We start from the raw sequence: 23,220 nt of genomic DNA, 5'->3' as shown, positions 1-23,220 counted from the left end.
GGCGCCGTGGCGGGCTCATTCGCCGACACCCTCGGGAGGGGGCTGAACACATGCAAGCCTTCTGGGCCGACCTCGGTCCGCAACTCTGGCCCGCCTTCTGGATCACCATCAAACTGACCGTGTTCTCCGCGATCGGATCGATGATCCTGGGCACCATTCTGACCGCCATGCGGGTATCCCCGGTGCGGATCATGCGCGGCATCGCGACCTTCTACATCAACACCGTCCGCAATACCCCGCTCACCCTGATCATCCTGTTCTGTTCCTTCGGCCTCTACCAGAACCTCGGACTGACGCTGGCGGGCCGGGACAGCGCGACCTTCGTGTCAGACAACAACTTCCGCCTGGCGGTGCTCGGGTTCATTCTCTACACCTCGACCTTCGTCGCCGAATCATTACGCTCCGGCATCAACACCGTCCACTTCGGACAGGCCGAAGCTGCCCGCTCCCTGGGTCTGAATTTCCGGCAGTTGTTCGGCAACATCGTTTTCCCGCAGGCTTTTCGTTCGTCAATCGTCCCGCTGGGAAACACGCTGATCGCTTTGACCAAGAACACCACAATCGCTTCAGTCATCGGGGTGGCGGAGGCGTCACTGCTGATGAAGGAAACCATTGAGAATCACGCCAACATGCTGTTCATCATCTTCGGCATCTTTGCTGTGGGCTTCATGATCCTCACTCTCCCCATGGGCCTGGCCCTGGGGAATCTATCCACCCGATGGGCGGTGAAGAGATAATGAGCGTTCGTGCCACCGTTCTCTACGACGCGCCCGGCCCCAGGGGGCGCCGCAACAACCGGATCTACACTGTTCTGACCGTCGTGGTCGTCGCTCTCGCGCTCTGGTGGGTCCTCGACACGCTCGCCGGAAACGGGCAGCTGACAGCAGAGAAGTGGGCTCCCTTCCTGGATTCCAGGACCTGGCAGACCTATCTGCTCCCCGGACTCTGGGGAACCCTGAAATCGGCCTTCGTATCCATCCTGCTGGCGTTGGTGATGGGTGTGCTGCTCGGCCTCGGACGACTGGCCGAGAACCCGGTGATCCGCTGGGTCTGCGCCGCCATCGTGGAATTCTTCCGTGCCATCCCGGTGCTGCTCCTGATGATCTTCGCCTATCAGCTCTTTGCCGTGTACTCCATCCTGCCACCCCGGCAGTTGGCTTTTGGTGCCGTAGTCTTCGGGCTGACCATGTACAACGGCTCGGTGATCGCGGAGATTCTCCGCTCCGGCATCCGGAGTCTTCCCAAGGGGCAGGTCGAGGCCTCGAAGGCTCTGGGCCTTTCCCACCGACAAACCCTCTGGTCGATTCAGCTGCCGCAGGCCGTCGCGGCGATGCTGCCGGCACTCGTCGCGCAGATGGTCATCGCCCTGAAAGACTCCGCACTGGGATACCAGATCGGCTACGTGGAAGTGGTCCGCTCCGGAATCCAGTCGGCGTCCTCCAACCAGAACTACCTTGCCGCCCTCGCTGTGGTTGCGGTCATCATGATTCTCATTAACTATCTACTGTCCGGATTGGCGCAGCGCATCGAAGGACAGCTGCGGTCTGGACGCAGACGACGCAATATCCTGGGCAAAGCCCGGCCGGGCCACTCCCAGGAAGCGGAGGCTACCGGCAGTGCCACCGTGGGGCTGTCGGAAGCCGGCATCATCCAACCGGACGCCCAGCAGCGCTAGTCTCGGCTGCCCTCACCCCACTGCTTCACACACCCCAGTGCCCGGCCGGTAGCAGGGCCCTGGGGTGTGTTGGCATCCGGATAGGCAAGCGCTGTCAGGTTGTGTGGCGGCGTCTCCAATGAAGCGCAGAAAATGCGACAGGTTTCCCCGTGCCTCGGGCGCATGACTGCTCACAGTTCGAGTTCCTGCAGCCGCTCCTTGAGAGCTTCCCTCGCCACACGAAGCGCCATGCCTTCCGGAAATCCACGACGCGCCAGTACTCCGACGATCCGACGTAATTGCTTGTCCCGCTCTGTCCGGTCAGCAGGTGCGGTCTTGATGGACCGTGCCTTTTTCGCTGCCAGCTGGCGGGCCATGGCTTCCTCGTCCGCTGCATCGATCTGCTCCAGGGCTTCGGCCCTCACAGTGGCGGATACGCCCTTCTGGCTGAGTTCCCGATCGAGCACTCGGGCGGATTTACCGCGCCGCTGATGACGTTGCCGCACCCACTCCCGGGCGAATTCCCGATCGTCGATCAACCTGGCGGACTCAAGATCATCAAGCACCTCAGCAATGACCCGTGGTTCAAATTCCAGGGCAGTCAGCCGACTATTCAATTCCTCTCGGGAGCGGGCGCGTTGGTCGAGCAGGCGGAGGGCGCGGTTTCTCACCTCAGCCTTGGCCTCCTCCGCGGCGTGATCGAAGAGCGTGGGGCCTTCACCAGCCTCATACGCCTCCACGGCCTTCCGGAGTTGGTCGAGCTTGGCGGCGCGAACCTCATCATCCCCTGAGGGCACGTCCGAAGCACCCATCTGCATCACTGGTTCTCGGCCAAGGGCTCTTCCGCATCATCGTCATCGGCGAAATCAACACTGGGAACCATATCCACCGGGTCGTCGCTGAGATCATCAGTTTCCTGCGCGGCTTCCGGGCCGATGCCCAGCTTCACCAGGATCTTCTTCTCGATCTCATCCGCCAGGTCAGTGTTCTCCTTGAGGTGGAGGCGCACCTTCTCCTTGCCCTGGCCGAGCTGGTCTCCCTCGTAAGTGAACCACGATCCGGACTTCTTGATGACCCCGTTTTCCACGCCCATATCGATCAACGAGGATTCCCGGGAAATTCCCTCGCCGTAGATGATGTCAAACTCGGCGATCTTGAAGGGCGGGGAAACCTTGTTCTTCACGATCTTCATGCGGGTGCGGTTTCCGATAGCATCCTGGCCGTCCTTGAGGGTCTGGATGCGCCGGACGTCACAGCGGACTGAAGCGTAGAACTTCAACGCCTTACCACCGGTGGTGGTCTCCGGTGAGCCGAACATCACGCCAATCTTCTCACGAAGCTGGTTGATGAAGATCGCGGTGGTGCCGGAGTTATACAGGGCACCGGTCATCTTCCGCAGCGCCTGGCTCATCAGGCGCGCCTGGAGACCGACGTGGCTGTCACCCATCTCCCCCTCAATTTCAGCCTTGGGGGTCAGGGCTGCCACGGAGTCCACGACGATGATGGAGATCGCCCCCGAGCGGACCAGCATGTCCGCGATCTCCAGGGCCTGTTCGCCGGTGTCCGGCTGGGAAACGAGGAGGGCGTCGGTGTCCACACCGAGCTTGCGGGCGTAATCAGGGTCGAGCGCGTGCTCCGCGTCGATGAAGGCCGCGATACCTCCGGCCCGCTGAGCCTCGGCGATGACATGAAGGGCCACAGTGGTCTTACCGGAGGATTCCGGACCGTAGACCTCGACGACACGTCCCCGCGGGAAACCGCCGATGCCCAAAGCCACGTTGATGGCGGTATTACCTGAGGAGATGACGCTGATCGGCGGGCGATTCTCATCGCCCAGACGCATCACCGCACCTTTGCCGAAGTCCTTCTCGATCATTGCCAGAGCAGAATCGAGCGCCTTCTGCCGGTCATCCTTCGTGGCCGTGCCGGCCGCTGCCTTAGTTTTCTTCGGTGCCATCTTATGTTCCTTAATCTCGTTCATTTTCCGGGGACGATGCTGGTGACGACCGGGCCCGTTTCCCGATCCGCCACCTCTCAACTGTTTAGACCTGGGGATGCGACTGCAGGATCCCGCGGGTTCCTGGCGCCGACTCTGACTACCGAAGGTACCTCTCCCCCGGAACATTGCCTTTGAAGTTACACGCACAACTGTTCGAATGCAACGCCCGGAATTCGAATGCCGAAACCCCACTGTCGCACGTGAACCGCGCTTTCACGATCAACCCCTTCCGCTGGAAGGAAGGGGGGAAAGTCATTCGTCCCTGCCGAGCCGACGCTCCTCTGGGACATCGAAATCATCGCAGAGACCGCGCCAGATCTTCCGTAGATCCTCACCCGTCTCCATGAGCTCCTCTGCGGTACCTCCCAAACCTGCGAGCACGTGGGAATGAACGATCCACTTCCCCTCGGATTCTCCGAATTCATCGACCACCAGTTGGTGAAATTCCGTCAAGCGCATGCCCTGATACTACCGCTGCCCCCACCGCGAAGGTCACCGCGGGCAATAGATCCCACATGCCCACCCCTGCCTGGGCGTCCGGCCCCCACGCCACTGGCTTGCCACCCCTAAACGGTGTTCAACCTCGGTTCTTACGTGCTTAAACACCGTTCAAGGTAAGCTTTCGGGACATGAAACGAAATCGTCTCGGAACTGCTGTGGACCTGGCCTACATCGCCGTCTTCGCCGCTCTCATCATCGTGTTGGCGTTCGTCTCGATTCCCATCGGGACCGCGGGTGTTCCCGTCGTCCTGCAGAACGCAGCGGTCGTGCTCGCCGGACTGGTGCTCGGTGGGCGACGTGGCGGGCTGGCGGCTCTCCTATTCGTCGGTCTCGGATTGCTCGGCCTGCCGGTGCTCGCCGGAGGTCGTTCCACGGTCCAGGCGCTCGCTGGCCCCACCATCGGCTATATTGTCGGATACATCATCTCCGCGGCCCTCGCCGGAGCAGTCGCATACCGTGCCCCGCGGAGGAACCGGGTCGGTCAGACGCTCGTGTTCGCTCTTGCTGCGGTGGTCGGTTTACTTGTCCAGTACCTCTGCGGCTCAGCGGGTCTGGTCTTGCGGGCAGACCTGTCCTTCGCCGAGGCAGTTCTGGCTCAGTCCCCCTTCATCATCCCGGACCTCGCGAAGTTCGCCCTGATGGTCGCGATCGCACTCGGTGTCCACACCGCGTTTCCCGACCTCATGCGCAGGCGGCGCCCCACCCGTTCAGGCAACAGAATCGGCGCTCCCACTGGTGCCCGGTAGCTGTGCCGGCCGCCTGCCGTATCACGGCCCGAGCTATTTCCCTCTTTCCCCCTGCGCATCTGGAAATGTAGAACCCATGTCTGAGATCACCTTCCGGGACGTAAGCGTCGACTACGACGGCACCACCGTCTTGTCCGATATCAACCTCAACCTCACCGAGCGGCGCATCGGCGTCATCGGGGCCAACGGTGGCGGCAAGTCCACCCTCGCCCGGCTCATCAACGGACTGGGTGAACCCAGCCAGGGGCAGGTTCTCGTCGACGGCGTGGATGTCGCTGAGCACGGCCGCCAGATCCGGCGCCGGGTCGGTTTCGTCTTCTCCGACGCTGAAAACCAGATTGTCATGCCGCGGGTACGGGAAGACGTGGACTTCTCCCTCCGCAAGCTCAAGCTGCCACGATCTGAGCGACGGCATCGGGTGGATGAGATGTTGGAGCGCTTTGGTCTGAGCGCGCATGCGGAGCAATCCCCCCACCTCCTGTCCGGAGGCCAGAAACAATTGCTCGCGCTGGCTGCTGTGCTGGTCCTCGAGCCCGAGATTATCGTCGCCGATGAGCCCACTACCTTGCTTGATCTCCGAAATCGGATCCGGATCCAGCGGGAATTCGAGGCCCTGGATCAGCAGCTGATCGTCGTCACCCACGATCTCGATTTCCTCCGGGGGTTCGACCGGGTGCTGTGCATCGACAACCACCGTATCGAGGCCGACGGAGACCCTGATGACGTCATCGATCACTATGTGCGGCTCATGCAGGAGCGGGTGCTGTGAACTCTCTCCCCCTCGGGGTCTATGTCCCGGGTTCCACGCTGGTCCACCGTGCTCCCGCCGGCTGGAAATTTGGTCTGCTCATTCTATTCATCCTGATCAGTGCCATCTTCGCCAAGACGGTCGGCGTCGCGGTCGCAGCCGTCGCCATTCCTGCACTGGGTTATCTGACCGCCCGGATTCCCCTGCGTATCGCCCTGGGGCAGCTCTGGCCTCCGCTACCGATTCTCACCGTGCTCGGTCTGTTCCAGTGGTGGCAGCGTGGAGGCGACACAGCGCTGGTCACGGTCCTCACCATATTCGCCGCAATCATGGCGGCGACGCTGCTGACGCTCACCACCACCATTTCCGAGCTGATGGATGCGGTGGAAAAAATGATGGCCCCGTTCGCCCGATTCGGGCTACCGGTGGAGACCATCAGTCTCGCCATCTCCCTCACCATCCGGCTGATACCGCTGCAGCTGGCGACGGTCCAGGAAGTGCTCAACGCCCGTAAGGCGCGTGGGGCGTCCTTCTCCATCCGGGCCTTCACCACTCCGGTACTGATCCGCAGTCTGCGACGGGCGCGCGGTATCGGCGAAGCACTTCACGCCCGCGGCGTGGGAGATTAGCGGCGCTGGAAACCACCTCGGTGGTTCCGGACACCGGGCGGGTCGCCTACCGGAAGAAATGTCTCCCACCTCAACCGGTCCCGGCAGAGGGCCGCTGCCGCCGATTCCCATCCGGCAGTGAGTTGACCTCCCGAAGAGGTGTCGCCGGCGGCCTGCTGGACGGAGGCGGGAGGTACTAGAAGCAGATCACCCCCGGCTCCCTCATCGGGGAGTCGGGGGTGATCGCGGCACTGGCCAAGAATTTCCGATGGCCTCGGTCACGGGCCGGAGCCGGTGACTATTCGCCCCGCAGCTCACGCATCCGCTGTGCGACAGCATCACTGGAAACATTCTGCTGGGTGCTGTTGCCGGGCTCGATGGATTCCTGTGCTGCACCGGAATCAACCTGTTTGCTGCCTCCGCCGCCCATCTCCGCGCGGATCTGTTCCAGGCGGGAGTGGCCGGCCATCTGGATTCCCGCCTGCTGTACCTCGGCCATCCGTCCCTGCACCGAGTTCTGGGCCAGCTCAGCCTGCCCCAGTGCATTCGAGTAGCGGCGCTCAATCTTGTCCCGCACCTGATCAAGATTCGGCGTGTTGCCGGAGCCTGCGAGGGAGTTCATGGACTGCAGGGACTCAGATACCTTCTCCTGCATCTTGGCCTGCTCCAACTGGCTGAGCAGCTTGGTTCGCTCGGCCACCTTCTGTTGGAGAGCCATCGAGTTGCGCTCCACCGCCTGCTTGGCCTGGTCAGCCTGCTGGAGGGCCTGATCGTGGAGCTGCTTGGTGTCCTCCACCGACTGCTCCGCAGTGACGAGCTGCGCGGCGAAGGCCTCAGCAGCGTTCTCGTATTCCAGGGCCTTCTTCTCGTCACCCTCGGCCCGGGCCTTATCTGCCAGCTGAATGGCCTGCTTGGTGTTCGCCTGCAGCTTCTCGATCTCGCCGAGACGGCGGTTGAGCTGCATCTCCAGCTGACGCTGGTTGCCGATCACCGCTGCAGCCTGCTGCGACAGCTCCTGGTGCTGACGCTGGGCATCCTCAATAGCCTGCTGGATCTGCACCTTAGGGTCAGCATTCTCCTCGATCTTCGAGTCGAACAGCGCCATCAGGTACTTCCATGCCTTGACAAAGGGATTAGCCATGTCGCGGGCCCTCCTAGGAATAGTTCACGAGTTTGATTTAGCTCCGTGCACTGCGGGACAGCTCAGGGGCGGTTATTCGCCACCATGGTAGCTGAAACGATCCCGGCAGGTGACAGTCGCCTGCTACCGGGCGGCTGCCTCGGAAGCCGTCATCTCCTCGACCGCGGAGCGCAGTGCCATGGAACCGGCGGCTTCGATGAGGACATCAGCCACCGAGACCTGCAGGGCGTGACAGACGGAGGCGAGAAGCTCCGAGGATACTTCCTTGCGCCCGCGTTCCAACTCGGAGAGGTAACCCGGGGACACCCGGGCCGACTCCGCGAGTTCACGGAGGGTGACGTTCTGGTCGGTTCGGTATGAACGGAGGGCACCGCCGAGCGCCTCCCGCAGCAGGGGCTGCGGGCGGATTCGCCTGGCCGGCGCGACAACCGGCTGGTCTAAAAGTGCTGTGTTAGTTGCCATCATTATCCTCAACGGTTCTTTCGGGAATTTTGTTCCACCACGCGTAAAAGAAGTTGGTGCAGCGCGAAATCAACGGACTGTCGGCGGATTTCCCACCGGGTGCCCTGCAACACCTCCCCTGCAATCCCGTCCGCTGCCTCGTCGTTGTCATCATCGGGTTCGGGCAGCACCCGCAGGCTCTCCACGGTACCGTCGGGCGCAGCGATGCCGAGAAAGACCTCGCCCACCGGGTGGCCGTCCTGGGGGGTCGGGCCAGCCACCCCGGTCAGAGACACCGCCCAATCAGCACCGCAGCGGTGCCGGGCACCGAGCGCCATCTGGGCGGCCGTCTCCTGCGACACGGGTCCCTGGGTGCCCAACAGCGCAGGGTCGACGTCGGCCAGCGTCTGTTTGAGATCAGTGGCATAGGTGATCAGGCCGCCGCGGAGTACGGCGGATGCCCCGGGGACATCGGCGATCATCGCCGCGGCCAAGCCGGCTGTGAGGGACTCACAGGTGGCCACGCTCTGACCGGCGGCCACCAGGGCGCTCACGAGCGCGACCCGATCCTCCTCCGGAACCCGTGGCGCGGTCACTGCTGCAGCTTCCTCGCGTCCAGGAGATACTGGACTCCGGTGGCCACGGTGACCACAACAGCAGCAAGCATGACGATCAAGGTCGGCAGGTCCATCCACCCCGGCAGCGGGCAGAGGTAGAGACCGACGGCCAGGGTCTGCAGGGCGGTCTTCAACTTGCCCCCCTTGCTGGCGGGGACCACGCGGCCCCGACGCAGCTGGATCATCCGCCAGACCGTGATGCCGAACTCCCGGACCACGATCACCGCGGTGATCCACCACGGGAGGACCCCCACCAGATTCAGGCACACCAGAGCCGTGGTCATCAGCGCCTTGTCCGCGATGGGGTCGGCGATCTTGCCGAAATCGGTGACCAGACCCCGGGCGCGGGCAATGTCCCCGTCGAGCTTGTCGGTGATCATCAACGCGGCGAAGAGCCCGAACGCCGCCCACATCCAGCCCAGGTGCTCATTATCCGCCCGGAGCACGAGCCATGCGAACGGCGGGATCAGAATTATCCGCAGGCTCGTGAGCACGTTAGGGAGGTTGAAGTTGGACGGCTTCGCCACCGGCTCCCCAGCGTGGTTCACATTTGCTCCAGGTCGATTCACATCCCCAACCCTACCCGGTATGTTTCGCTTCGTTACTCGGCCCCCGGCCCACCGCCTGCCGTAGAATCACCCCATGAACACCTTCGCGATTCTCTATGAATACATCACTGATGCCGATCAGGTGGCTAGCCACCGTCCGCAGCACCGGGCATTCCTCAGTGAGCTGCAGGATAACGGGCAGCTGATCGGCTCCGGACCGTTCACCGACGAGAACGGCGGCGCCCTGATCATCATCCGGTTACCGGAGCCGGCCGGAATCACCGATGCCGAACAGCTCATGGACGCCGATCCGTTCAACCGGCACGGCATCATCACTGGGCGTCAGATCCGGTCCTGGAATCCGGTCAAGAACGTCTTCCGCGCCCCAGGCGAATAGACCCACCGTCGCAGCCCGCATGTCCGTCATTTTCCGGAGGACGCCCCGCACGCCACGGGGACTCCGATCCTCCTGATGCCGGTGGGGCCGGGGAGGATCACATGGTCCTCCCCGGCCCCACAGCCGTTCACATCAGTCATCGGGCCCGTCGAAGCACCCCGTCACGAACGCATATCTCCGGCGTCACTTCCTGCCGTCGTCAGGAGTCTGATCGCCAGTGGCGATCTCTTCCGGAACCTCGGACGCCGCAGACTGCGACTCCCGCTGGCGACGCTCCTCATCACGGGCGTAGACCGAGATGTCGATCGCACCCTGGGCCTCGTCGTGCTTGTTCTTCCAGATGGACAGCAGCACGGTGACCACCAGGACCACGACGATGACAGACAGGGACAACTGGGTGGAGACCTCCGGCACCGCCACGTTCTCACCGCCGTTGATGAACGGCAGGTTGTTCTCGTGGAGCGCGTGCAGCAGCAGTTTCACACCGATGAAGCCCAGGATGATGGACAGTCCGTAGGATAGGTACACCAGGCGGTCCAGCAACCCGTCCAGCAGGAAGTACATCTGCCGCAGCCCCAGCAGAGAGAAGGCGTTGGTGGTGAACACCAGGTAGGCCTCAGTGGTGATGCCGTAGATCGCCGGGATGGAGTCGAGGGCGAACATGATGTCGATCAGACCGATGGCAACCAGGGCGATCATGAGCGGAGTGAACCACCGCTTGCCGTTCTTCTTCAGGGACAGGTGATCCCCGTCGATCTTGTCGGTGATCGGGAGGACCTTCGAGGCCGCCCTGACCACGAGCATGTCCTTCGGGTCCTTCTCCGGCTGGTCCGCGAATTCGTCCCAGATCATCTTCACCGCGGTGAACAGCAGGAAAGCGGCGAACAGGTAGAAGACGTCTGACCAGGCCTCGATGACCGCGGCGCCCATCAGAATGAAGATGAGCCGGAAGAACAGGGCCAGGGCGATGCCGATCAACAGCACCTTCTGCTGGAACTGGCGGGGAATCTGGAAGGCCCCCATGATGAGTGCGAAGACGAACAGGTTGTCCACGCTCAGGGCCTTCTCGGTCACATAACCGGTCAGGTACTCCATGCCGTGCTGGTGATCCCAGACGATCCAGATAAACAGGCCGAACAACAGGGCCAGGGCCACGTAGAAGATAGACCACCACGTGGATTCCTTGATGGTGGGCTCGTGCGGGGTCCTGACGTGGGAGTAGAAGTCAAAGACGAAGAACCCGGCGATCACGATGATCGTGACCGCCCAGATCCACAAGGGGACAGACATTGTTAAACAAACCTCCGGTCTCGAATGAGCCGGAGGTCTCCCCCACCCGGTCCACCACTGGACGGGCCGACATGACCGGGGGACCAATGGTGGTCGCCGTGCTGACGATCAATGCCGTTTCCGGGGTACTCCCCTCCTGACGCTCCGCAACTATAGCCGATGCCGCCCCCTGGTGTCACCTGGGTGGCACCCTCGCGGGACGGCAGGGCGGGATAGGCCGGGAACCTTCCCCTAGAACGCTCCCTGGGTGGGATTGTAGGTGGCCTGGACGGTCCGGGTGTCGTCCTGCAGTCCGGTGTCCTCGCCACCCGCAGGCAGGCCCCCGGCGGCGTCCCCGGGATCCGTTCCCGCGGGCTCCTCCCTTGGAGCCTCCGCCGGGTCAGCACCCTTGATCATCCAGACGATCGTGTCCAGCTCCTCCGGCTTGACCAGCACCTCGCGGGCCTTGGACCCCTCCGAGGGGCCCACGACGCCACGGGACTCCATCAGGTCCATCAGGCGTCCCGCCTTGGCGAAGCCGATGCGCAGCTTGCGCTGCAGCATGGAGGTCGACCCCAGCTGGGAGGTCACCACCAGCTCGACGGCCTCGAGCAGGTCGTCCATGTCCTTGCCGATGTCGTCGTCGATCTCCTTCTTCGCCTCGGAAGCCTTCTCCTCGGTGACACCCTCGGTGTACTCGGGCTCGCGCTGCTCCTTGGCGGCCTCCACGACCGCCTGGATCTCATCGTCGGTGACGAAGGCGCCCTGCAGTCGCTGCGGCTTGCCGGCGCCCTGCGGGATGAACAGGGCGTCACCCATGCCGATGAGCTTCTCGGCGCCGCCCTGGTCCAGGATGACGCGGGAGTCGGTCAACGAGGAGGTCGCGAACGCCAGACGGGACGGCACGTTGGTCTTGATCAGACCGGTGACCACGTCGACGGACGGCCGCTGCGTGGCCAGCACCAGGTGGATGCCGGCGGCACGGGCCTTCTGGGTGATACGCACGATCGATTCCTCGATCTCCTTCGGCGCGGTCATCATCAGGTCGGCGAGCTCGTCGACCACACAGATGATGAACGGGTAGGGGCGGTACTCCCGCTCCGATCCCAGGGGCGCCTGGATTTCCCCCGACCGTACCTTCCGGTTGAAGTCCTTGATGTGGCGCACCCGCGTGGACTTCATGTCCATGTAACGCTGTTCCATCTCCTCCACGAGCCACTGCAGGGCCGCCGTGGCCTTCTTCGGCTGCGTGATGATCGGAGTGATCAGATGCGGAATTCCCTCATAGGGCGTCAACTCCACCATCTTCGGATCCACCAGGATCAGGCGGACCTCCTCCGGGGTCGCCCGCGTGAGCAGCGACACCAGCAGGGAGTTCACGAAGGCGGACTTACCGGAGCCGGTGGAACCTGCCACCAGCAGGTGCGGCATCTTCTGCACGCTCGCCGAGACGAACTCACCCTCAATGTCCTTGCCCAACCCGATCAGCATCGAGTCCTCATTGGCCATGGTCGCAGGCGCCTCGAGCACATCCGCCAGGCGGACCATCTCACGGTCGGCGTTGGGCACCTCGATACCCACGGCGGACTTGCCGGGGATCGGGGTGAGCAGCCGGACGTTGTCCGTGGCGGCAGCATAGGCCAGATTCGACTGGAGGTTGGTGATCTTGGAGACCTTCACCCCGGGCCCCAGTTCCACCTCGTAACGGGTGACCGTCGGACCACGGGAGAACCCGGTCACGGCGGCATCGACCTTGAACTCGCTGAATACTTCGGTGATCGCCTCGATCATGCGGTCATTGACCTCAGAACGGGTCTTGGCCGGTTCTCCGGGGATCAGCAGTTCCGTGCTCGGTAGCTCATAGTCACCAGCGAACTCCGGCTCGCGGACGGCCGGGGCCGGGGAGCCCGCCGCCGCAGCCTCTGCCGCGGCAATCTCGCTCTTGGGGGTACTGGCCGGGACCGCCGCAGCATCGACACCCGAACGGGCGACGATCGCCGCCCGCATGGCCTCCCGGCTGGCGGCGACGGTGTCGTTGGCGTCATCGGCCGGCTGCTGTCCAGCAGCGGACGCGCCGCTTGCCGACGCCCCGGTGGCGACCGCGCCGCTCACCGCCGGGAATTCGTCGGTATCGGCGACCTCCGCACTCCGCTTCTTCGGCGCCGGCCTCTGGGCCGGGGTGCTGGGTCGCTGCATGGCCGTCGTTTTGGCGGTGGCGTTATCCGGCGACTGGAACAACGTGTGCTGACTGTGGTCCTCGTCCCCACCCTCAACCGGGTAGTTGTCCATCGGGGTGGGCTCCGGAGTCCGGGTTGCGGGTCGGGTCGGCCGGGCCGGGCGGGAGTTGGCCCGGGGGCGTGAGGCTGCGGCCGGGCGACGGGCCGCGGACCGTCGAGGCGCTTGTTCCTCTTCCCCATCGGTGGCCCGGGCATCCAGCTCACGGTCAACGTGGCCGTAGAGGTCATCTTCGTCGGGGTCCTCTTCCCAGCGGTCGGAGAGCCGGCCGCCGAGCGCACCACTCAAGTAACCCCAGGCCTCCCGGACACTGATGCCGGTCACCTTCAACGCCCCGTAGATGATGACCAGGGCGAGGATGGGGATGGCCAGATAGCTGCTGAAGCCGGCGGCCAGGATGCCGCCGGTGTAGGTGCCGATGACACCCCCCGCGATCCGGCGGCCCTCCCAATCGGTGGGATTGCCCGCCAGGACATGCACCAGCCCCAGCATGGCCACGATGATGATCGCGATGCCGAAGGTGATGCGGAGCCGTTCCGTGGACTCGCTCTTGAGCCTCAGCATCAGGACAATGGCCAGGCCGACGAGGGCGACCGGCAGAATGACCGCGCCCGCGCCGATCACGGTGTGGGTGATCAGGGCGATGAACTCCCCGATCGGGCCGGCGATGTCGAGCCACACTGAGGCACCGAGCACCGCGGCCAGACCGATGAGCGAGAGCCCCAGGCCGTCCGAGTGCTCCTCCACCCAGTCGGCGATCTGCGTGAGAGTACCGGCGAATCCACCCCCCTCGTCGAGTTCCGGGGTTTCACCTGCTTCGGAGTCCTCCGGCGGTGCGGTCTTCTTCGCCGCGGTAGGACGCTTCCGGGCCGGCTTCTGATCGCCGCCGGCGGTGGAGCGTTTCTTCTTTGAACTGCTGTCCGTCATATCCTCCGTGCCCTTGGGGGCGTCCTCGTCATACAGATTGTCCTGCCGGTCGCGGCGGCGGCCGACGCCCCGCGTCAGATTCCCCACGCCCTTCGCGGACGCACCGAACACGGTGCTGATGCCCTTCGCCACTGCTCCGACGGCACTGCCGGTGCGCTCCGCGGATGTGTCCGCCGCGCGATTCGCCACTGGTGCCGAAGCCATCGTCCGGCCGGCCGGACGAGTCCGGTTGGGGCTCTTCTCCCGGTCACGTTCACCGTCCCGGGTACGTTTAGCCGTACTCTTGGGACGCTTGGAGGCGGCGCTTCTGACAGTCATGGCCCCAGAATAGCCGTCGGGGCACCACTGTTCACATCTCCCACACCGTTATCTCAACATAAACTTGAGGTTGAACAAGAACAAGGTTTCAGGCTTGATTCAGCGAGCCAACTCTGCGTTGCCTTCCACGGAGGCCGCAATCGCGTCCCGGCCGAAGACCCACAACAGCACCTCCCCCACGTCACCGGTGACGCGGACCACCTCGTTCCCCTGCTCTGCCACCCCACGCCGATCCGCGCAGACCACCCGAGGATAGCCTTCTGCGGTCAACACCACCGGAACGCGACTCTTGGCCAGCAACCGGGGCGCGATCCGACGCAGCCAGGTGTACAGCAGGTCCGAGACCACCGCGCTGAAGTCACGGGGAACCACCACTCCCCCGCCCCGGCGCACATCCTCGTGATGAACGAAGTACTCGACCGTGTTCACGACACCATCAAGGGCGGCGAAGGGCGAAAACCGGGGCGGGCCGGCCGCCCACTCCCGCACCACGTCGCCATAGTCCCGCTCCAGCTGCCGCCGGGTCTCGCGCTCCAGGCGCTGCTGTCCCACCGGAAGGACGATGCCCGCGGCTGCCGCCGGCTTCGTCTCCCGGATCAACAGGTGGGCGGCCAGATCCCTCGTCGCCCAGCCCTCACACAGCGTCGGGGCATCAGGCCCGAGCTCCAGCAGCAGGTGGGCGAGGCGGGCACGTTCAGCGGCGACAAAAGACATGCACCCCAGCATAACCACCGGAACCGGTGGATGCTGGGGTGCACGGTCTACTGCTTCTGGAGTCAGAGACTCTCGAGGCTCGCGTTGACCTCGGAGTCGTCCACACCCCGTGTGGCGTTGGAGGTCATCGGGATCACGGTCGGCAGGATCATCGGCTCACGGCGCCACTTCTGCTCCACGAGACGGGAGATGCGGCGACGCAGCTGCTGCACCATGCGGTAGGGATCATTCTCCCCCTCGGCCGCCAGGTCATTCATGGTCGTCTCGGCGAGCTCAGCCACCTCGGTGGTGACCTCGCGGGAGTCATCGGAGTAGCCTTTGGACTGCACCTTCAGCGACTCCATCAGGCGACCGGTACGGCTGTCGATGACCGCGGTGATCGAGATGACACCGCCGGACCCGAGCGAAGTACGGTCCGCGAGCACATCAGCGTCGACCTCACCCATGGTGGTGCCGTCGACGTAGAGATGGCCCACCGGGATCTGTCCGACGACGCTGGCACGACCGTCGACGAGATCCACGACGACACCGTTCTGCGCGAGCACCACATGGTCCTCCTGCACCCCGGTGGAGACTGCCAGCTCCTTGTTGGCCCGCAGGTGGCGCCACTCGCCGTGGACCGGCATGAAGTTGCGCGGCCGGGCGGCGTTGAACAGGAAGAGCAGTTCCCCGGAGTAGCCGTGTCCGGAGGTGTGGACCTTCGCGTCCTTGCTGGTGATCACCGTCGCACCGATCTGGGCGAGGTTGTTTATCACGCCGAAGACGGCTTCCTCGTTGCCCGGCACCAGCGAGGAGGACAGAATGATCAGGTCGCCGTCACGGACGGTGATCTGACGGTGCTCCCGGCGGGCCATGCGCGACAGGGCGGCCATCGGCTCACCCTGGGTGCCGGTGGTGATGAGCATGACCTTGTGCGGGGCCATCTTGGAGGCGTCGTCCATGGAGACGATGGTGCCGCGCGGAGCCTTGAGGTAACCCATCTTCTCCGCGATCTCCATGTTGCGGATCATGGAACGACCGTTGAAGGCGACCTTACGGCCGGCTGCCACGGCGGCGTTGACCGCGGCCTGCACGCGGGAGACGTTCGAGGCGAAGGACGCCAGGATCACCCGCTGACGGGCCTCGCCGACCAGCCGCTTGATGGTCGGGGCCACCTCGGCCTCCGAACCGGAGATACCGGGAGTGGTGGCGTTGGTGGAGTCACACAGCATCAGATCGACGCCCTCGTCGCCGAAGCGCGACAGGGCCGGCAGGTCCGTGGGACGGCCGTGCGTGGGCGTCTGGTCCAACTTGATGTCGCCGGTGTGGATGACCAGGCCGGCGCCGGTCTTGATGGCCAGACCCAGGCAGTCCGGGATCGAGTGGTTGACATTCCAGAATCGCAGGTTGAATGGCCCGCGGTTCTCATTGGACTTGTCGTTGACCTCGATCAGCTTCGGGCGCTGACGGTGCTCCTTGCACTTCGCGGCGATCAGCGCGAGGGTGAAACGGGAGGCGATGATCGGCAGGTCCGGACGCAGCTTCAACAGCCACGGGATGGCACCGATGTGGTCCTCGTGACCGTGGGTGACCACGAGGGCCTCCACCCGGTCCAGCTGCTTTTCGATCGGGCCGAAATCCGGGAGGATCAGATCCACTCCCGGCTCACCGGAGGACGGGAAGAGCACTCCGGCGTCCACGATCAGCAGCCGGTTGTTGTACTCGAAGACCGTCATGTTGCGGCCGATCTCGGAGATTCCGCCCAGCGCGTAGATGCGCAGACCGTTCTTCGGGGCCTTCGGCGGCTCGGGCAGCCGCTTGGTCATGTCCGCGCCCTGCATGGACTTGACCACATTCCGGCGGTTGCCACCCCGGCTGCTGTTCCCGCCCTTGTTGTTGTCGCGGCTGTTGCCGTTGTTGGCGCCACCGCCCTGGCCACCACGTCGGCCGCGGCCGCCGCGTCGGTTGCCCGAGCGGGAGCGGGAACCGTCGTTGTTGGCTCCGGAGTTTCCGGATCCCGACTTTTCAGATCCGCTGTCCGCTTTGGCGGGGCGGGATTCATTTCCCCCGCCGCGGGACTCCTGCTGGGAGTCAGCCGCAGGTGCGGACTCGGATGACGCTTCCGGAGCCTGGAAGACCGGGGTTTCCGCCGTTTCCGGCGGGCCAGCCTTTCGGGTGACTTTCCGGGAACGATTACGGGGTTCACTCATATTTATAGGACTCCAGCTTTTTCCATATCACGGCGGAGGTCCTCGATTTCCTGCTCATTCGGCGCGATGACCGGCAGTCGGGGATCCCCCACCTCGATGCCCTGCAGACACAGGGCAGCCTTTGCAAGGCTGGCCCCACCCAGGCGGGCCTGGGCGTTGACCAGCGGGGTCAGTGTGGCGTTGATGTCCCGCGCACGGGTGAGGTCGCCTTCCTCGAATGCGGTGTAGAGGTTACGCAGGGCACGCGGTGCAGCGTGCCCGATCACGGAAATGAAACCGATCGCCCCCATGGAAAGCCAGGGCAGGTTCAGGGGATCATCACCGGAGAGCCAGGCCAGACCGGTCTCCTGCATCAGGTACGCGGCAGCGTTGAAATCGCCCTTCGCGTCCTTGACCGCCTGGATGGTGGGGATCTCGGCGAGCCGACGGATGGTGTCGGTCTCGATCGGGATGCCCGAACGTCCAGGGATGTCATAGAGACAGATCGGCAGTTCCGTGGCCTCGGCAACCGCCTTGAAATGCTGGAACACACCCTCCTGATTGGGCTTGGAGTAGTACGGCGTGACCACCAGCAGAGAATCCGCTCCGGCGGCGGCCGACGCGCGGGCGAGATCTATGGAGACGGCGGTGTTATTGGTGCCCGCCCCCGCCATGACCTTCGCCCGGTCGCCGACCTCGTCCTTCACGGCCTTGAGCAGGTCGAGTTTCTCGTCGAGGGTTGTCGTCGGTGATTCACCGGTGGTTCCCCCCAGGACCAGGGCATCCAGGCCACTGTCGACGAGATGAGTCGCGAGACGCCGGCCAGCGGCAACATCAAGTTTGCCGTTCCGGTCGAAGGGAGTGACCATTGCCACGCTCACGGTTCCGAATATCTCGGTGCCGTTCTTCGCTGTCAAACCTGTGCTCATAGTGCTCAAGGTTACCCGGTTTGGCTGGTTATCGGGGAATCCCCGCCGAACTGTCCTCAGAAATCTGTGACATACGGGCTGACGGCCATTTCGGACCCGTCCCCCAGCTCCGAAATCTGGAAGTCGCCGAACAACACCGGCGCCTGCTCCCGCAGGATCTTCAGACATGTGACAGCCAGTGTCCGGATCTCGACGTCGGCGTGCTCCGTGGCACGCATCCCGATGAAGTGGCGCCAGGTGCGGAAGTTGCCGGTGACCACGATCCGGGACTCGGTGGCGTTGGGGAGGATCGCCCGGGCCGCCTGCCGCGCCTGCTTCCGACGGAGCAGCGCGTTCGGCTCATCGACGAGCTTCTCCTCGAGCGCGTCGAGCAACTCCCGGTACACGAACCTGGACTCATCGACCGCGCGCAGCATCAGCCGGCGCAGCTCCGGGTCTTCATCAATGACCGGAGGAAGCACCACCTCCGCTTCCTCTGAGTGCACAAAACGCTGGCTGAGCTGGGAAAATGAAAAGTGTCGGTGGCGGACCAGTTCGTGCGCGGCCGAGCGGGAGATCCCCCGGACATACAGCGTGGCCGAGGCATGCTCCAGCAGTGCCATATGCCCCACCTCCATGATGTGGCGCAGGTAGGCGGCATTACTCGCCGTGCGTGGATTGGGCTTGTCGAAGGTTTCGTAGCACGCCCGACCGGCGAACTCGACCAGGGCCTCGGCATCTACTGCGTCGGTGTCCCAATCCACCGTGGAAGGCGGGTTGAACTGGGTGCTGGCGATCAGTTCCACGTTGAGGCTGACCTGTTCGGCCACGTTTTCCAAACTCCTTGTCTAGCCGGTAGGGCTGAGCGTGTCACAGGGCGGGTTACAGGCCCAGGTAGTGTTCCAGGCCGATAGTGAGCCCCTTGTGCTCACCGACGCCGCGTACCCCCACCAGTACACCCGGCGCAAAGGAATTACGGTCATAGGAGTCCTGCTTGATTGTCAGGGTCTGTCCCTGCGTGCCGAAGATGACGGCCTCGTGCGCCACCATTCCGGTCATCCGCACGGCGTGGACCGGCACGCCATCGACGTCGGTCCCGCGGGAACCGTCGAGCGCCTGCTCCGTGGCATCGGGCTGTCTCGTCAGACCTGACTCGCGGCGGGCCTCCGCGATCCCCTGGGCGGTGTGGATCGCGGTGCCCGAGGGAGCGTCCAACTTATTCGGGTGATGGAGCTCAATCACTTCGGCCGACTCGAAGAAGCGCGCGGCCTGCTTGGCGAAGACCATGGTCAGCACCGCAGAGATCGCGAAGTTCGGGGCGATGAGGACCCCGACCCCGGGATTGGACTCACACCAGCTGCGCACCTGTGCCAGTCGATCCTCATCGAAACCGGTGGTCCCGACGACCGCAGAGATTCCGTTGTTGATGCAGAACTCGAGGTTGGCCATCACCACCCCCGGGGTGGTGAAGTCCACGACGACGTCTGCGCCGTTGTCCACCAGTGTCTGCAGATCATCATCGTGATCGACTTCCGCCACCAGTTCCAGGTCCGTCGTCTCCTGTACCGCGGCCACGATCGTCTGACCGACCCGTCCCTTGGCGCCCAGCACGCCCACCTTGATGCCCAACGGTCTGCTCCTTTGAGTTGATGATTGCGGTTCCCGGTGAATCGGCGGACTGCGCCGCAGTCCACCGACCGATTGCCTGACAGTCTAGTCTCCCCCGCCCCGTGCCGGTGACCCGCTGCAGGCGGGAACCGTCTCGTCCGTGCAACCGGCGGGGACCGCGGCGTCGCGGAGCGGCTCCGGCGGTACGTGGAGCACCGACCCGGAGCCATCGGGGCGGAGGTGGGGCACGTTCACAACGATCTGTTCACAATCATCCGGTGAGCAGCTTTAAGCCTCTTCTCACGGTGGGCCGGAAGGTATCCTCAAGGTATGCGATACCTCACACGACAATCCAGCACCCAGCGACCCCGGCGACGCCCGCTCGCCGCTGCCACAGTAACCGCTCTGGGCGCTGCCCTCGCCCTGGGACTGAGCGCGTGCGGCACCGCAGAGGAGCAGCCGGAGGATCCGGGAGCGAATGAATCCACCACCACCACCGTGACCACGGAACCCACCGATGAGCCCGCCAACGGCACCGCCGGCACCGGCACCGGGGAGGAAACCCGGCCCGAGCAGTCCTCGTCGGTGTCCAGTCCGGTCTCCGATGTCGAACCCGCGACGGGACCGATGGGGGATCCCTCAACCGAGGACCAGTGGGTCCAGCCTGACGGTGCCAGCCTCATGGTCACCGGAGTGCGCACCGCCAGCCACGACGGCTTCGACCGAGTGGTCTTCGACCTGGAGGGTGAAGGCGCTCCGGGCTGGATCACGATGTACACGGAGACCCCCACGCAGCAGGGTTCCGGGCACCCGATCGACTACACGGGCAACATCGCTCTCCAGGTTGGGGTGGAGGGGACCCCCTACCCCAATGACGCCGGCACGGAACCGCCGATGCTCGGGACGTTCCCGGGTGCCGGCAACGTCACTGAAGTGACCTACTCCAGCCTCTTCGAGGGACGCACCGAGTTCGTCATCGGACTGGAGGAGCAGGTGCCCTACTCCGTCACCCCGCTCGAGAACCCCACTCGTCTGGTCATCGACTTCGCCCGCGGATAAACGGCTCCCTCCTCCTCGGTGGGACCGTGACAGCACACCACTGCGGACGGGTCATCGGAGGGAACGCAGATGGCGCCCCGGGCAGCTGGTTCCAGCTGCCCGGGGCGCCTTTCGCGTCGCCGCTCTGTCCCGGCTGCCGCCGGTTAGTTCTCCTCGACCGGAACCAGGGAGATCTTGCCGCGGTTGTCGATATCGGCGATCTCGACCTGGATCTTGTCGCCGACCTTGACGACGTCCTCGACCTTGTCGATGCGTTCGCCGCCACCAAGGTTGGAGATGTGCACCAAGCCGTCACGGCCCGGTAGCAGCGAGACGAAAGCACCGAACGGTACCGTCTTGACGACGGTTCCGAGGAAGCGCTCGCCGGTCTTCGGCAGCTGCGGGTTGGCGATGGCGTTGACCTTCTCGATGGCCGCGTCGGCGGCGGCCCCGGTGGTGGCCGAGACATAGACGGTGCCGTCGTCCTCGATGGAGACGTCGGCGCCGGTCTCCTCCGTGATCGTGTTGATGGTCTTGCCCTTCGGACCGATCAGTTCACCGATCTTGTTGACCGGGATCTTCACGGTGGTGATCCGCGGGGCGAGCTCGCTCATCTCATCAGGCTGGTCGATGACCTCAGCCATGGTGTCCAGGATGGTCAGACGCGCGTCGCGGGCCTGCTCCAGGGCGTCGGCCAGTACCTGGGACGGGATGCCGTCGAGCTTGGTGTCCAGCTGGAGCGCGGTGATGAAGTTGGTCGTGCCGGCGACCTTGAAGTCCATGTCACCGAAGGCGTCTTCGGCGCCGAGGATATCGGTCAGCGCGACGTACTTCATCTCGCCGTCGACCTCATCGGACACCAGGCCCATGGCAATACCGGCGACCGGTGCCTTCAGCGGGACGCCGGCGTTGTAGAGGGACAGGGTCGAGGCGCAGACCGAACCCATCGAGGTCGAACCGTTCGAGCCCAGCGCCTCGGAGACCTGCCGGATCGTGTACGGGAACTCCTCCCGGGAGGGGATCACCGGCAGCACGGCCCGCTCGGCGAGGGCACCGTGGCCGATCTCGCGGCGCTTCGGGGAACCGACGCGGCCCGTCTCGCCCGTGGAGTAGGGCGGGAAGTTGTAGTGGTGGATGTAGCGCTTGGACTTCGTCGGAGACAGCGAATCGATCTGCTGCTCCATCTTGAGCATGTCCAGAGTGGTCACCCCGAGAATCTGGGTCTCACCACGCTCGAATAGGGATGAGCCGTGAGCGCGCGGGATCAGGTCGACCTCGACGCCCAGGTCACGGATGTCGGTGACGCCACGACCGTCGATGCGGAACTGCTCGGTGAGGATCTTCTCCCGGACGATGTTCTTCATCAGGGCGTTGTAGGCGGCCCGGATCTGCTTGCCGGCGCCGTCCTCCTCGGAGAACCGGTCGAGAAGTTCCGCCTCGACGGCCACCATGTGCTCGTTGGCGGCGTCCTCACGCTCGTGCTTGCCCTTGATGGTCATCAGGTCGGTGAGCTTCTTGCGGGCCTTCTTCTCCACGGCGGCGAAGATGTCATCGGTGAACGCCGGGAACAGCGGGAACTCGGCGGTCTCCTTGGCGGCGCGCTCCGCCAGGCCCGCCTGGGCCCGGCACAGCGTGGCGATGAAGGGCTTGGCCGCCTCCAGACCGGCGGCGACGACCGACTCGGTCGGGGCCGGAGAACCGTTGGCGACCTTCGTCACCACAGACTCGGTGGCACCGGCCTCCACCATCATCACGGCCACGTCCTCGACGTTCTTGCGGCCCTGCTTACGGGTGACCAGGCGACCGGCGACGACCATCTCGAAGATGGCGTTCTCGTGCTGCTCGTGGTTCGGGAAGGCGACCCACTGCCCCTCGGGGTGATTCTCATCGGCGATCAGCGCGACACGAACACCGCCGACGGCGCCGGAAACCGGCAGTCCCGAGAGCTGGGTGGCCGCGGAGGCGCCGTTGATGGCGACGACATCGTAGAAGTCCTCCGGGTCCTGGGAGAGGACCGTGACCACGATCTGGACCTCGTTGCGCAGCCCCTTGACGAAGGTCGGGCGCATCGGGCGGTCGATCAGGCGGGCCGCCAGGATCGCGTCGGTGGAGGGGCGGCCCTCACGACGGAAGAAGGAGCCGGGGATCCGGCCGGCGGCGTACATCCGCTCCTCCACGTCCACGGTCAGCGGGAAGAAGTCCAGTCCCTCGCGCGGCTGATTCGACGCGGTGGTGGTGGTCAGCAGCATGGTGTCATCGTCCAGGTACGTGGTGACGGAACCACCGGCCTGCCGGGCCAGCTGTCCGGTTTCGAACCGGACGGTACGGGTGCCGAAATCACCGTTATCGATGGTGGCCACGGCTTCGATGACGCCGTAGTCGTCATCCTCAATAAACTGCACATCGCTCATGCGCGAGTTGCTCCTTTGCAGGGTTGTTCTTCCGGCGATCATCGGTGCCGCCGCTTTGGTGCTGTCATATCTACAACTATCCGGGATTCTAGCAGGTTGAGGGCATCTTCCCCAGTTGGCCGCGGGAGCACCACCCGGCGAGCGGGTGAGGAAGCACCCGGGTGTGCCGCCGCGCATTTCCTGCTGGGCGGGTACCGCGGGCGACGCAGGACGAGAATCCGGGC

At 64.4% G+C, this 23,220-nt stretch carries 22 protein-coding genes and 1 pseudogene; 8 read left to right on the top strand and 15 right to left on the bottom strand.

Annotated features, from left to right (window positions below; all coding sequences use genetic code 11):
• The first annotated feature begins 50 nt into the window (after window positions 1-50).
• On the top strand, window positions 51-737 hold the full coding sequence (gene gluC, locus ACQCVD_RS00770; RefSeq protein WP_426821781.1) for a glutamate ABC transporter permease GluC: 687 nt from the start codon (window positions 51-53) through the stop codon (window positions 735-737).
• Window positions 737-1,675: an amino acid ABC transporter permease gene (locus ACQCVD_RS00765; protein WP_426821780.1), complete on the top strand. Its 939-nt coding sequence runs from the start codon at window positions 737-739 to the stop codon at window positions 1,673-1,675. The genes gluC and ACQCVD_RS00765 overlap by 1 nt, the downstream gene beginning before the upstream one ends.
• A gap of 170 nt (window positions 1,676-1,845) precedes the next feature.
• On the opposite strand, the gene recX is transcribed toward ACQCVD_RS00765, so the two are convergent.
• The 3 genes from recX to ACQCVD_RS00750 all read right to left on the bottom strand — a co-directional run bounded on the left by recX (window position 1,846) and on the right by ACQCVD_RS00750 (window position 4,112).
• Window positions 1,846-2,451 (bottom strand): recombination regulator RecX, encoded by a 606-nt coding sequence (recX, locus tag ACQCVD_RS00760; RefSeq protein ID WP_426821779.1) that lies wholly within the window; start codon window positions 2,449-2,451, stop codon window positions 1,846-1,848.
• A 20-nt stretch (window positions 2,452-2,471) separates the two neighbouring features.
• Entirely contained in the window at window positions 2,472-3,611 is a 1,140-nt protein-coding gene (gene recA / locus ACQCVD_RS00755; protein WP_426821778.1) for a recombinase RecA, read from the bottom strand.
• 294 nt (window positions 3,612-3,905) lie between these two features.
• Entirely contained in the window at window positions 3,906-4,112 is a 207-nt protein-coding gene (locus tag ACQCVD_RS00750; RefSeq protein ID WP_426821777.1) for a DUF3046 domain-containing protein, read from the bottom strand.
• Between the two features lie 170 nt (window positions 4,113-4,282).
• On the opposite strand from ACQCVD_RS00750, the gene ACQCVD_RS00745 reads away from it, so the two are divergent.
• The 3 genes from ACQCVD_RS00745 to ACQCVD_RS00735 all read left to right on the top strand — a co-directional run bounded on the left by ACQCVD_RS00745 (window position 4,283) and on the right by ACQCVD_RS00735 (window position 6,277).
• The gene (locus tag ACQCVD_RS00745; RefSeq protein WP_426821776.1) at window positions 4,283-4,900 is read left to right on the top strand and encodes a biotin transporter BioY; all 618 of its coding nucleotides are present in this window, start codon (window positions 4,283-4,285) and stop codon (window positions 4,898-4,900) included.
• 76 nt (window positions 4,901-4,976) lie between these two features.
• The gene (locus ACQCVD_RS00740; protein ID WP_426821775.1) at window positions 4,977-5,669 is read left to right on the top strand and encodes an energy-coupling factor ABC transporter ATP-binding protein; all 693 of its coding nucleotides are present in this window, start codon (window positions 4,977-4,979) and stop codon (window positions 5,667-5,669) included.
• On the top strand, window positions 5,666-6,277 hold the full coding sequence (locus ACQCVD_RS00735; protein ID WP_426821774.1) for an energy-coupling factor transporter transmembrane component T family protein: 612 nt from the start codon (window positions 5,666-5,668) through the stop codon (window positions 6,275-6,277). Before ACQCVD_RS00740 ends, ACQCVD_RS00735 begins: the two co-directional genes overlap by 4 nt.
• A gap of 277 nt (window positions 6,278-6,554) precedes the next feature.
• Here the strand turns inward: ACQCVD_RS00735 and ACQCVD_RS00730 are convergent, their stop codons facing one another.
• The 4 genes from ACQCVD_RS00730 to pgsA form a co-directional block, all read right to left on the bottom strand.
• Window positions 6,555-7,397, bottom strand: a complete 843-nt coding sequence (locus ACQCVD_RS00730) for a PspA/IM30 family protein (protein ID WP_426821773.1) — start codon at window positions 7,395-7,397, stop codon at window positions 6,555-6,557.
• Window positions 7,398-7,520: 123 nt separating this feature from the next.
• Window positions 7,521-7,859: a helix-turn-helix domain-containing protein gene (locus ACQCVD_RS00725; RefSeq protein WP_426821772.1), complete on the bottom strand. Its 339-nt coding sequence runs from the start codon at window positions 7,857-7,859 to the stop codon at window positions 7,521-7,523.
• A gap of 8 nt (window positions 7,860-7,867) precedes the next feature.
• On the bottom strand, window positions 7,868-8,434 hold the full coding sequence (locus ACQCVD_RS00720; RefSeq protein WP_426821771.1) for a CinA family protein: 567 nt from the start codon (window positions 8,432-8,434) through the stop codon (window positions 7,868-7,870).
• Complete coding sequence (gene pgsA, locus ACQCVD_RS00715; RefSeq protein ID WP_426821770.1) at window positions 8,431-9,024, bottom strand: CDP-diacylglycerol--glycerol-3-phosphate 3-phosphatidyltransferase; 594 nt, start codon at window positions 9,022-9,024, stop codon at window positions 8,431-8,433. The genes ACQCVD_RS00720 and pgsA overlap by 4 nt, the downstream gene beginning before the upstream one ends.
• A 73-nt stretch (window positions 9,025-9,097) precedes the next feature.
• Between pgsA and ACQCVD_RS00710 the strand changes: the two genes are divergently transcribed.
• Entirely contained in the window at window positions 9,098-9,400 is a 303-nt protein-coding gene (locus ACQCVD_RS00710) for a YciI family protein (protein WP_426821769.1), read from the top strand.
• 183 nt (window positions 9,401-9,583) lie between these two features.
• Here ACQCVD_RS00710 and ACQCVD_RS00705 read toward each other — a convergent pair whose 3' ends face one another.
• The gene (locus ACQCVD_RS00705) at window positions 9,584-10,690 is read right to left on the bottom strand and encodes a TerC family protein (RefSeq protein WP_426821768.1); all 1,107 of its coding nucleotides are present in this window, start codon (window positions 10,688-10,690) and stop codon (window positions 9,584-9,586) included.
• On the opposite strand from ACQCVD_RS00705, the gene ACQCVD_RS00700 reads away from it, so the two are divergent.
• Window positions 10,690-10,830, top strand: coding sequence for a hypothetical protein (locus tag ACQCVD_RS00700; protein WP_426821767.1), 141 nt, complete (start codon window positions 10,690-10,692; stop codon window positions 10,828-10,830). The two genes, ACQCVD_RS00705 and ACQCVD_RS00700, sit on opposite strands and share 1 nt — an antisense overlap.
• Before the next feature lie 91 nt (window positions 10,831-10,921).
• Here ACQCVD_RS00700 and ACQCVD_RS00695 read toward each other — a convergent pair whose 3' ends face one another.
• The 6 genes and pseudogenes from ACQCVD_RS00695 to dapB all read right to left on the bottom strand — a co-directional run bounded on the left by ACQCVD_RS00695 (window position 10,922) and on the right by dapB (window position 19,568).
• Window positions 10,922-14,149 carry a DNA translocase FtsK 4TM domain-containing protein gene (locus ACQCVD_RS00695; protein WP_426821766.1) on the bottom strand — a complete coding sequence of 1,076 codons (3,228 nt, stop codon included), beginning with the start codon at window positions 14,147-14,149 and terminating at the stop codon, window positions 10,922-10,924.
• 99 nt (window positions 14,150-14,248) lie between these two features.
• Complete coding sequence (locus ACQCVD_RS00690; protein WP_426821765.1) at window positions 14,249-14,863, bottom strand: TIGR03085 family metal-binding protein; 615 nt, start codon at window positions 14,861-14,863, stop codon at window positions 14,249-14,251.
• Between the two features lie 62 nt (window positions 14,864-14,925).
• Window positions 14,926-16,830 (bottom strand): annotated as a pseudogene (locus ACQCVD_RS00685) (ribonuclease J); the annotation flags it as partial.
• A gap of 224 nt (window positions 16,831-17,054) precedes the next feature.
• Window positions 17,055-17,960, bottom strand: a complete 906-nt coding sequence (dapA, locus tag ACQCVD_RS00680; protein ID WP_426821764.1) for a 4-hydroxy-tetrahydrodipicolinate synthase — start codon at window positions 17,958-17,960, stop codon at window positions 17,055-17,057.
• A gap of 56 nt (window positions 17,961-18,016) precedes the next feature.
• Complete coding sequence (thyX, locus tag ACQCVD_RS00675) at window positions 18,017-18,769, bottom strand: FAD-dependent thymidylate synthase (protein ID WP_426821763.1); 753 nt, start codon at window positions 18,767-18,769, stop codon at window positions 18,017-18,019.
• 52 nt (window positions 18,770-18,821) lie between these two features.
• Window positions 18,822-19,568 (bottom strand): 4-hydroxy-tetrahydrodipicolinate reductase, encoded by a 747-nt coding sequence (dapB, locus tag ACQCVD_RS00670; protein WP_426821762.1) that lies wholly within the window; start codon window positions 19,566-19,568, stop codon window positions 18,822-18,824.
• 309 nt (window positions 19,569-19,877) lie between these two features.
• Between dapB and ACQCVD_RS00665 the strand changes: the two genes are divergently transcribed.
• Window positions 19,878-20,606, top strand: a complete 729-nt coding sequence (locus tag ACQCVD_RS00665) for an AMIN-like domain-containing (lipo)protein (RefSeq protein WP_426821761.1) — start codon at window positions 19,878-19,880, stop codon at window positions 20,604-20,606.
• Window positions 20,607-20,749: 143 nt separating this feature from the next.
• On the opposite strand, the gene ACQCVD_RS00660 is transcribed toward ACQCVD_RS00665, so the two are convergent.
• Complete coding sequence (locus ACQCVD_RS00660; protein WP_426821760.1) at window positions 20,750-22,996, bottom strand: polyribonucleotide nucleotidyltransferase; 2,247 nt, start codon at window positions 22,994-22,996, stop codon at window positions 20,750-20,752.
• Window positions 22,997-23,220: the final 224 nt, after the last annotated feature.

The sequence above is a fragment of the Corynebacterium halotolerans genome (genome assembly GCF_050107895.1).
Lineage (GTDB): Bacteria > Actinomycetota > Actinomycetes > Mycobacteriales > Mycobacteriaceae > Corynebacterium > Corynebacterium halotolerans_B.
Note: the sequence above shows the minus strand (reverse complement) of the source record. Positions and strands in the feature narration are given on the sequence as shown.

What these genes read in the sequence shown, in the direction of transcription:
- ACQCVD_RS00745 (WP_426821776.1), top strand. Translation starts at nt 4,283, where the DNA reads ATGAAACGAAATCGTCTCGGAACTGCTGTGGACCTGGCCTACATCGCC.
- ACQCVD_RS00725 (WP_426821772.1), bottom strand. Translation starts at nt 7,859, where the DNA reads ATGGCAACTAACACAGCACTTTTAGACCAGCCGGTTGTCGCGCCGGCC.
- ACQCVD_RS00690 (WP_426821765.1), bottom strand. Translation starts at nt 14,863, where the DNA reads ATGTCTTTTGTCGCCGCTGAACGTGCCCGCCTCGCCCACCTGCTGCTG.
- ACQCVD_RS00750 (WP_426821777.1), bottom strand. Translation starts at nt 4,112, where the DNA reads ATGCGCTTGACGGAATTTCACCAACTGGTGGTCGATGAATTCGGAGAA.
- recA (WP_426821778.1), bottom strand. Translation starts at nt 3,611, where the DNA reads ATGGCACCGAAGAAAACTAAGGCAGCGGCCGGCACGGCCACGAAGGAT.
- ACQCVD_RS00695 (WP_426821766.1), bottom strand. Translation starts at nt 14,149, where the DNA reads ATGACTGTCAGAAGCGCCGCCTCCAAGCGTCCCAAGAGTACGGCTAAA.
- ACQCVD_RS00660 (WP_426821760.1), bottom strand. Translation starts at nt 22,996, where the DNA reads ATGAGCGATGTGCAGTTTATTGAGGATGACGACTACGGCGTCATCGAA.
- ACQCVD_RS00765 (WP_426821780.1), top strand. Translation starts at nt 737, where the DNA reads ATGAGCGTTCGTGCCACCGTTCTCTACGACGCGCCCGGCCCCAGGGGG.
- ACQCVD_RS00665 (WP_426821761.1), top strand. Translation starts at nt 19,878, where the DNA reads ATGCGATACCTCACACGACAATCCAGCACCCAGCGACCCCGGCGACGC.
- gluC (WP_426821781.1), top strand. Translation starts at nt 51, where the DNA reads ATGCAAGCCTTCTGGGCCGACCTCGGTCCGCAACTCTGGCCCGCCTTC.
- ACQCVD_RS00730 (WP_426821773.1), bottom strand. Translation starts at nt 7,397, where the DNA reads ATGGCTAATCCCTTTGTCAAGGCATGGAAGTACCTGATGGCGCTGTTC.
- dapA (WP_426821764.1), bottom strand. Translation starts at nt 17,960, where the DNA reads ATGAGCACAGGTTTGACAGCGAAGAACGGCACCGAGATATTCGGAACC.
- ACQCVD_RS00710 (WP_426821769.1), top strand. Translation starts at nt 9,098, where the DNA reads ATGAACACCTTCGCGATTCTCTATGAATACATCACTGATGCCGATCAG.
- ACQCVD_RS00740 (WP_426821775.1), top strand. Translation starts at nt 4,977, where the DNA reads ATGTCTGAGATCACCTTCCGGGACGTAAGCGTCGACTACGACGGCACC.
- ACQCVD_RS00705 (WP_426821768.1), bottom strand. Translation starts at nt 10,690, where the DNA reads ATGTCTGTCCCCTTGTGGATCTGGGCGGTCACGATCATCGTGATCGCC.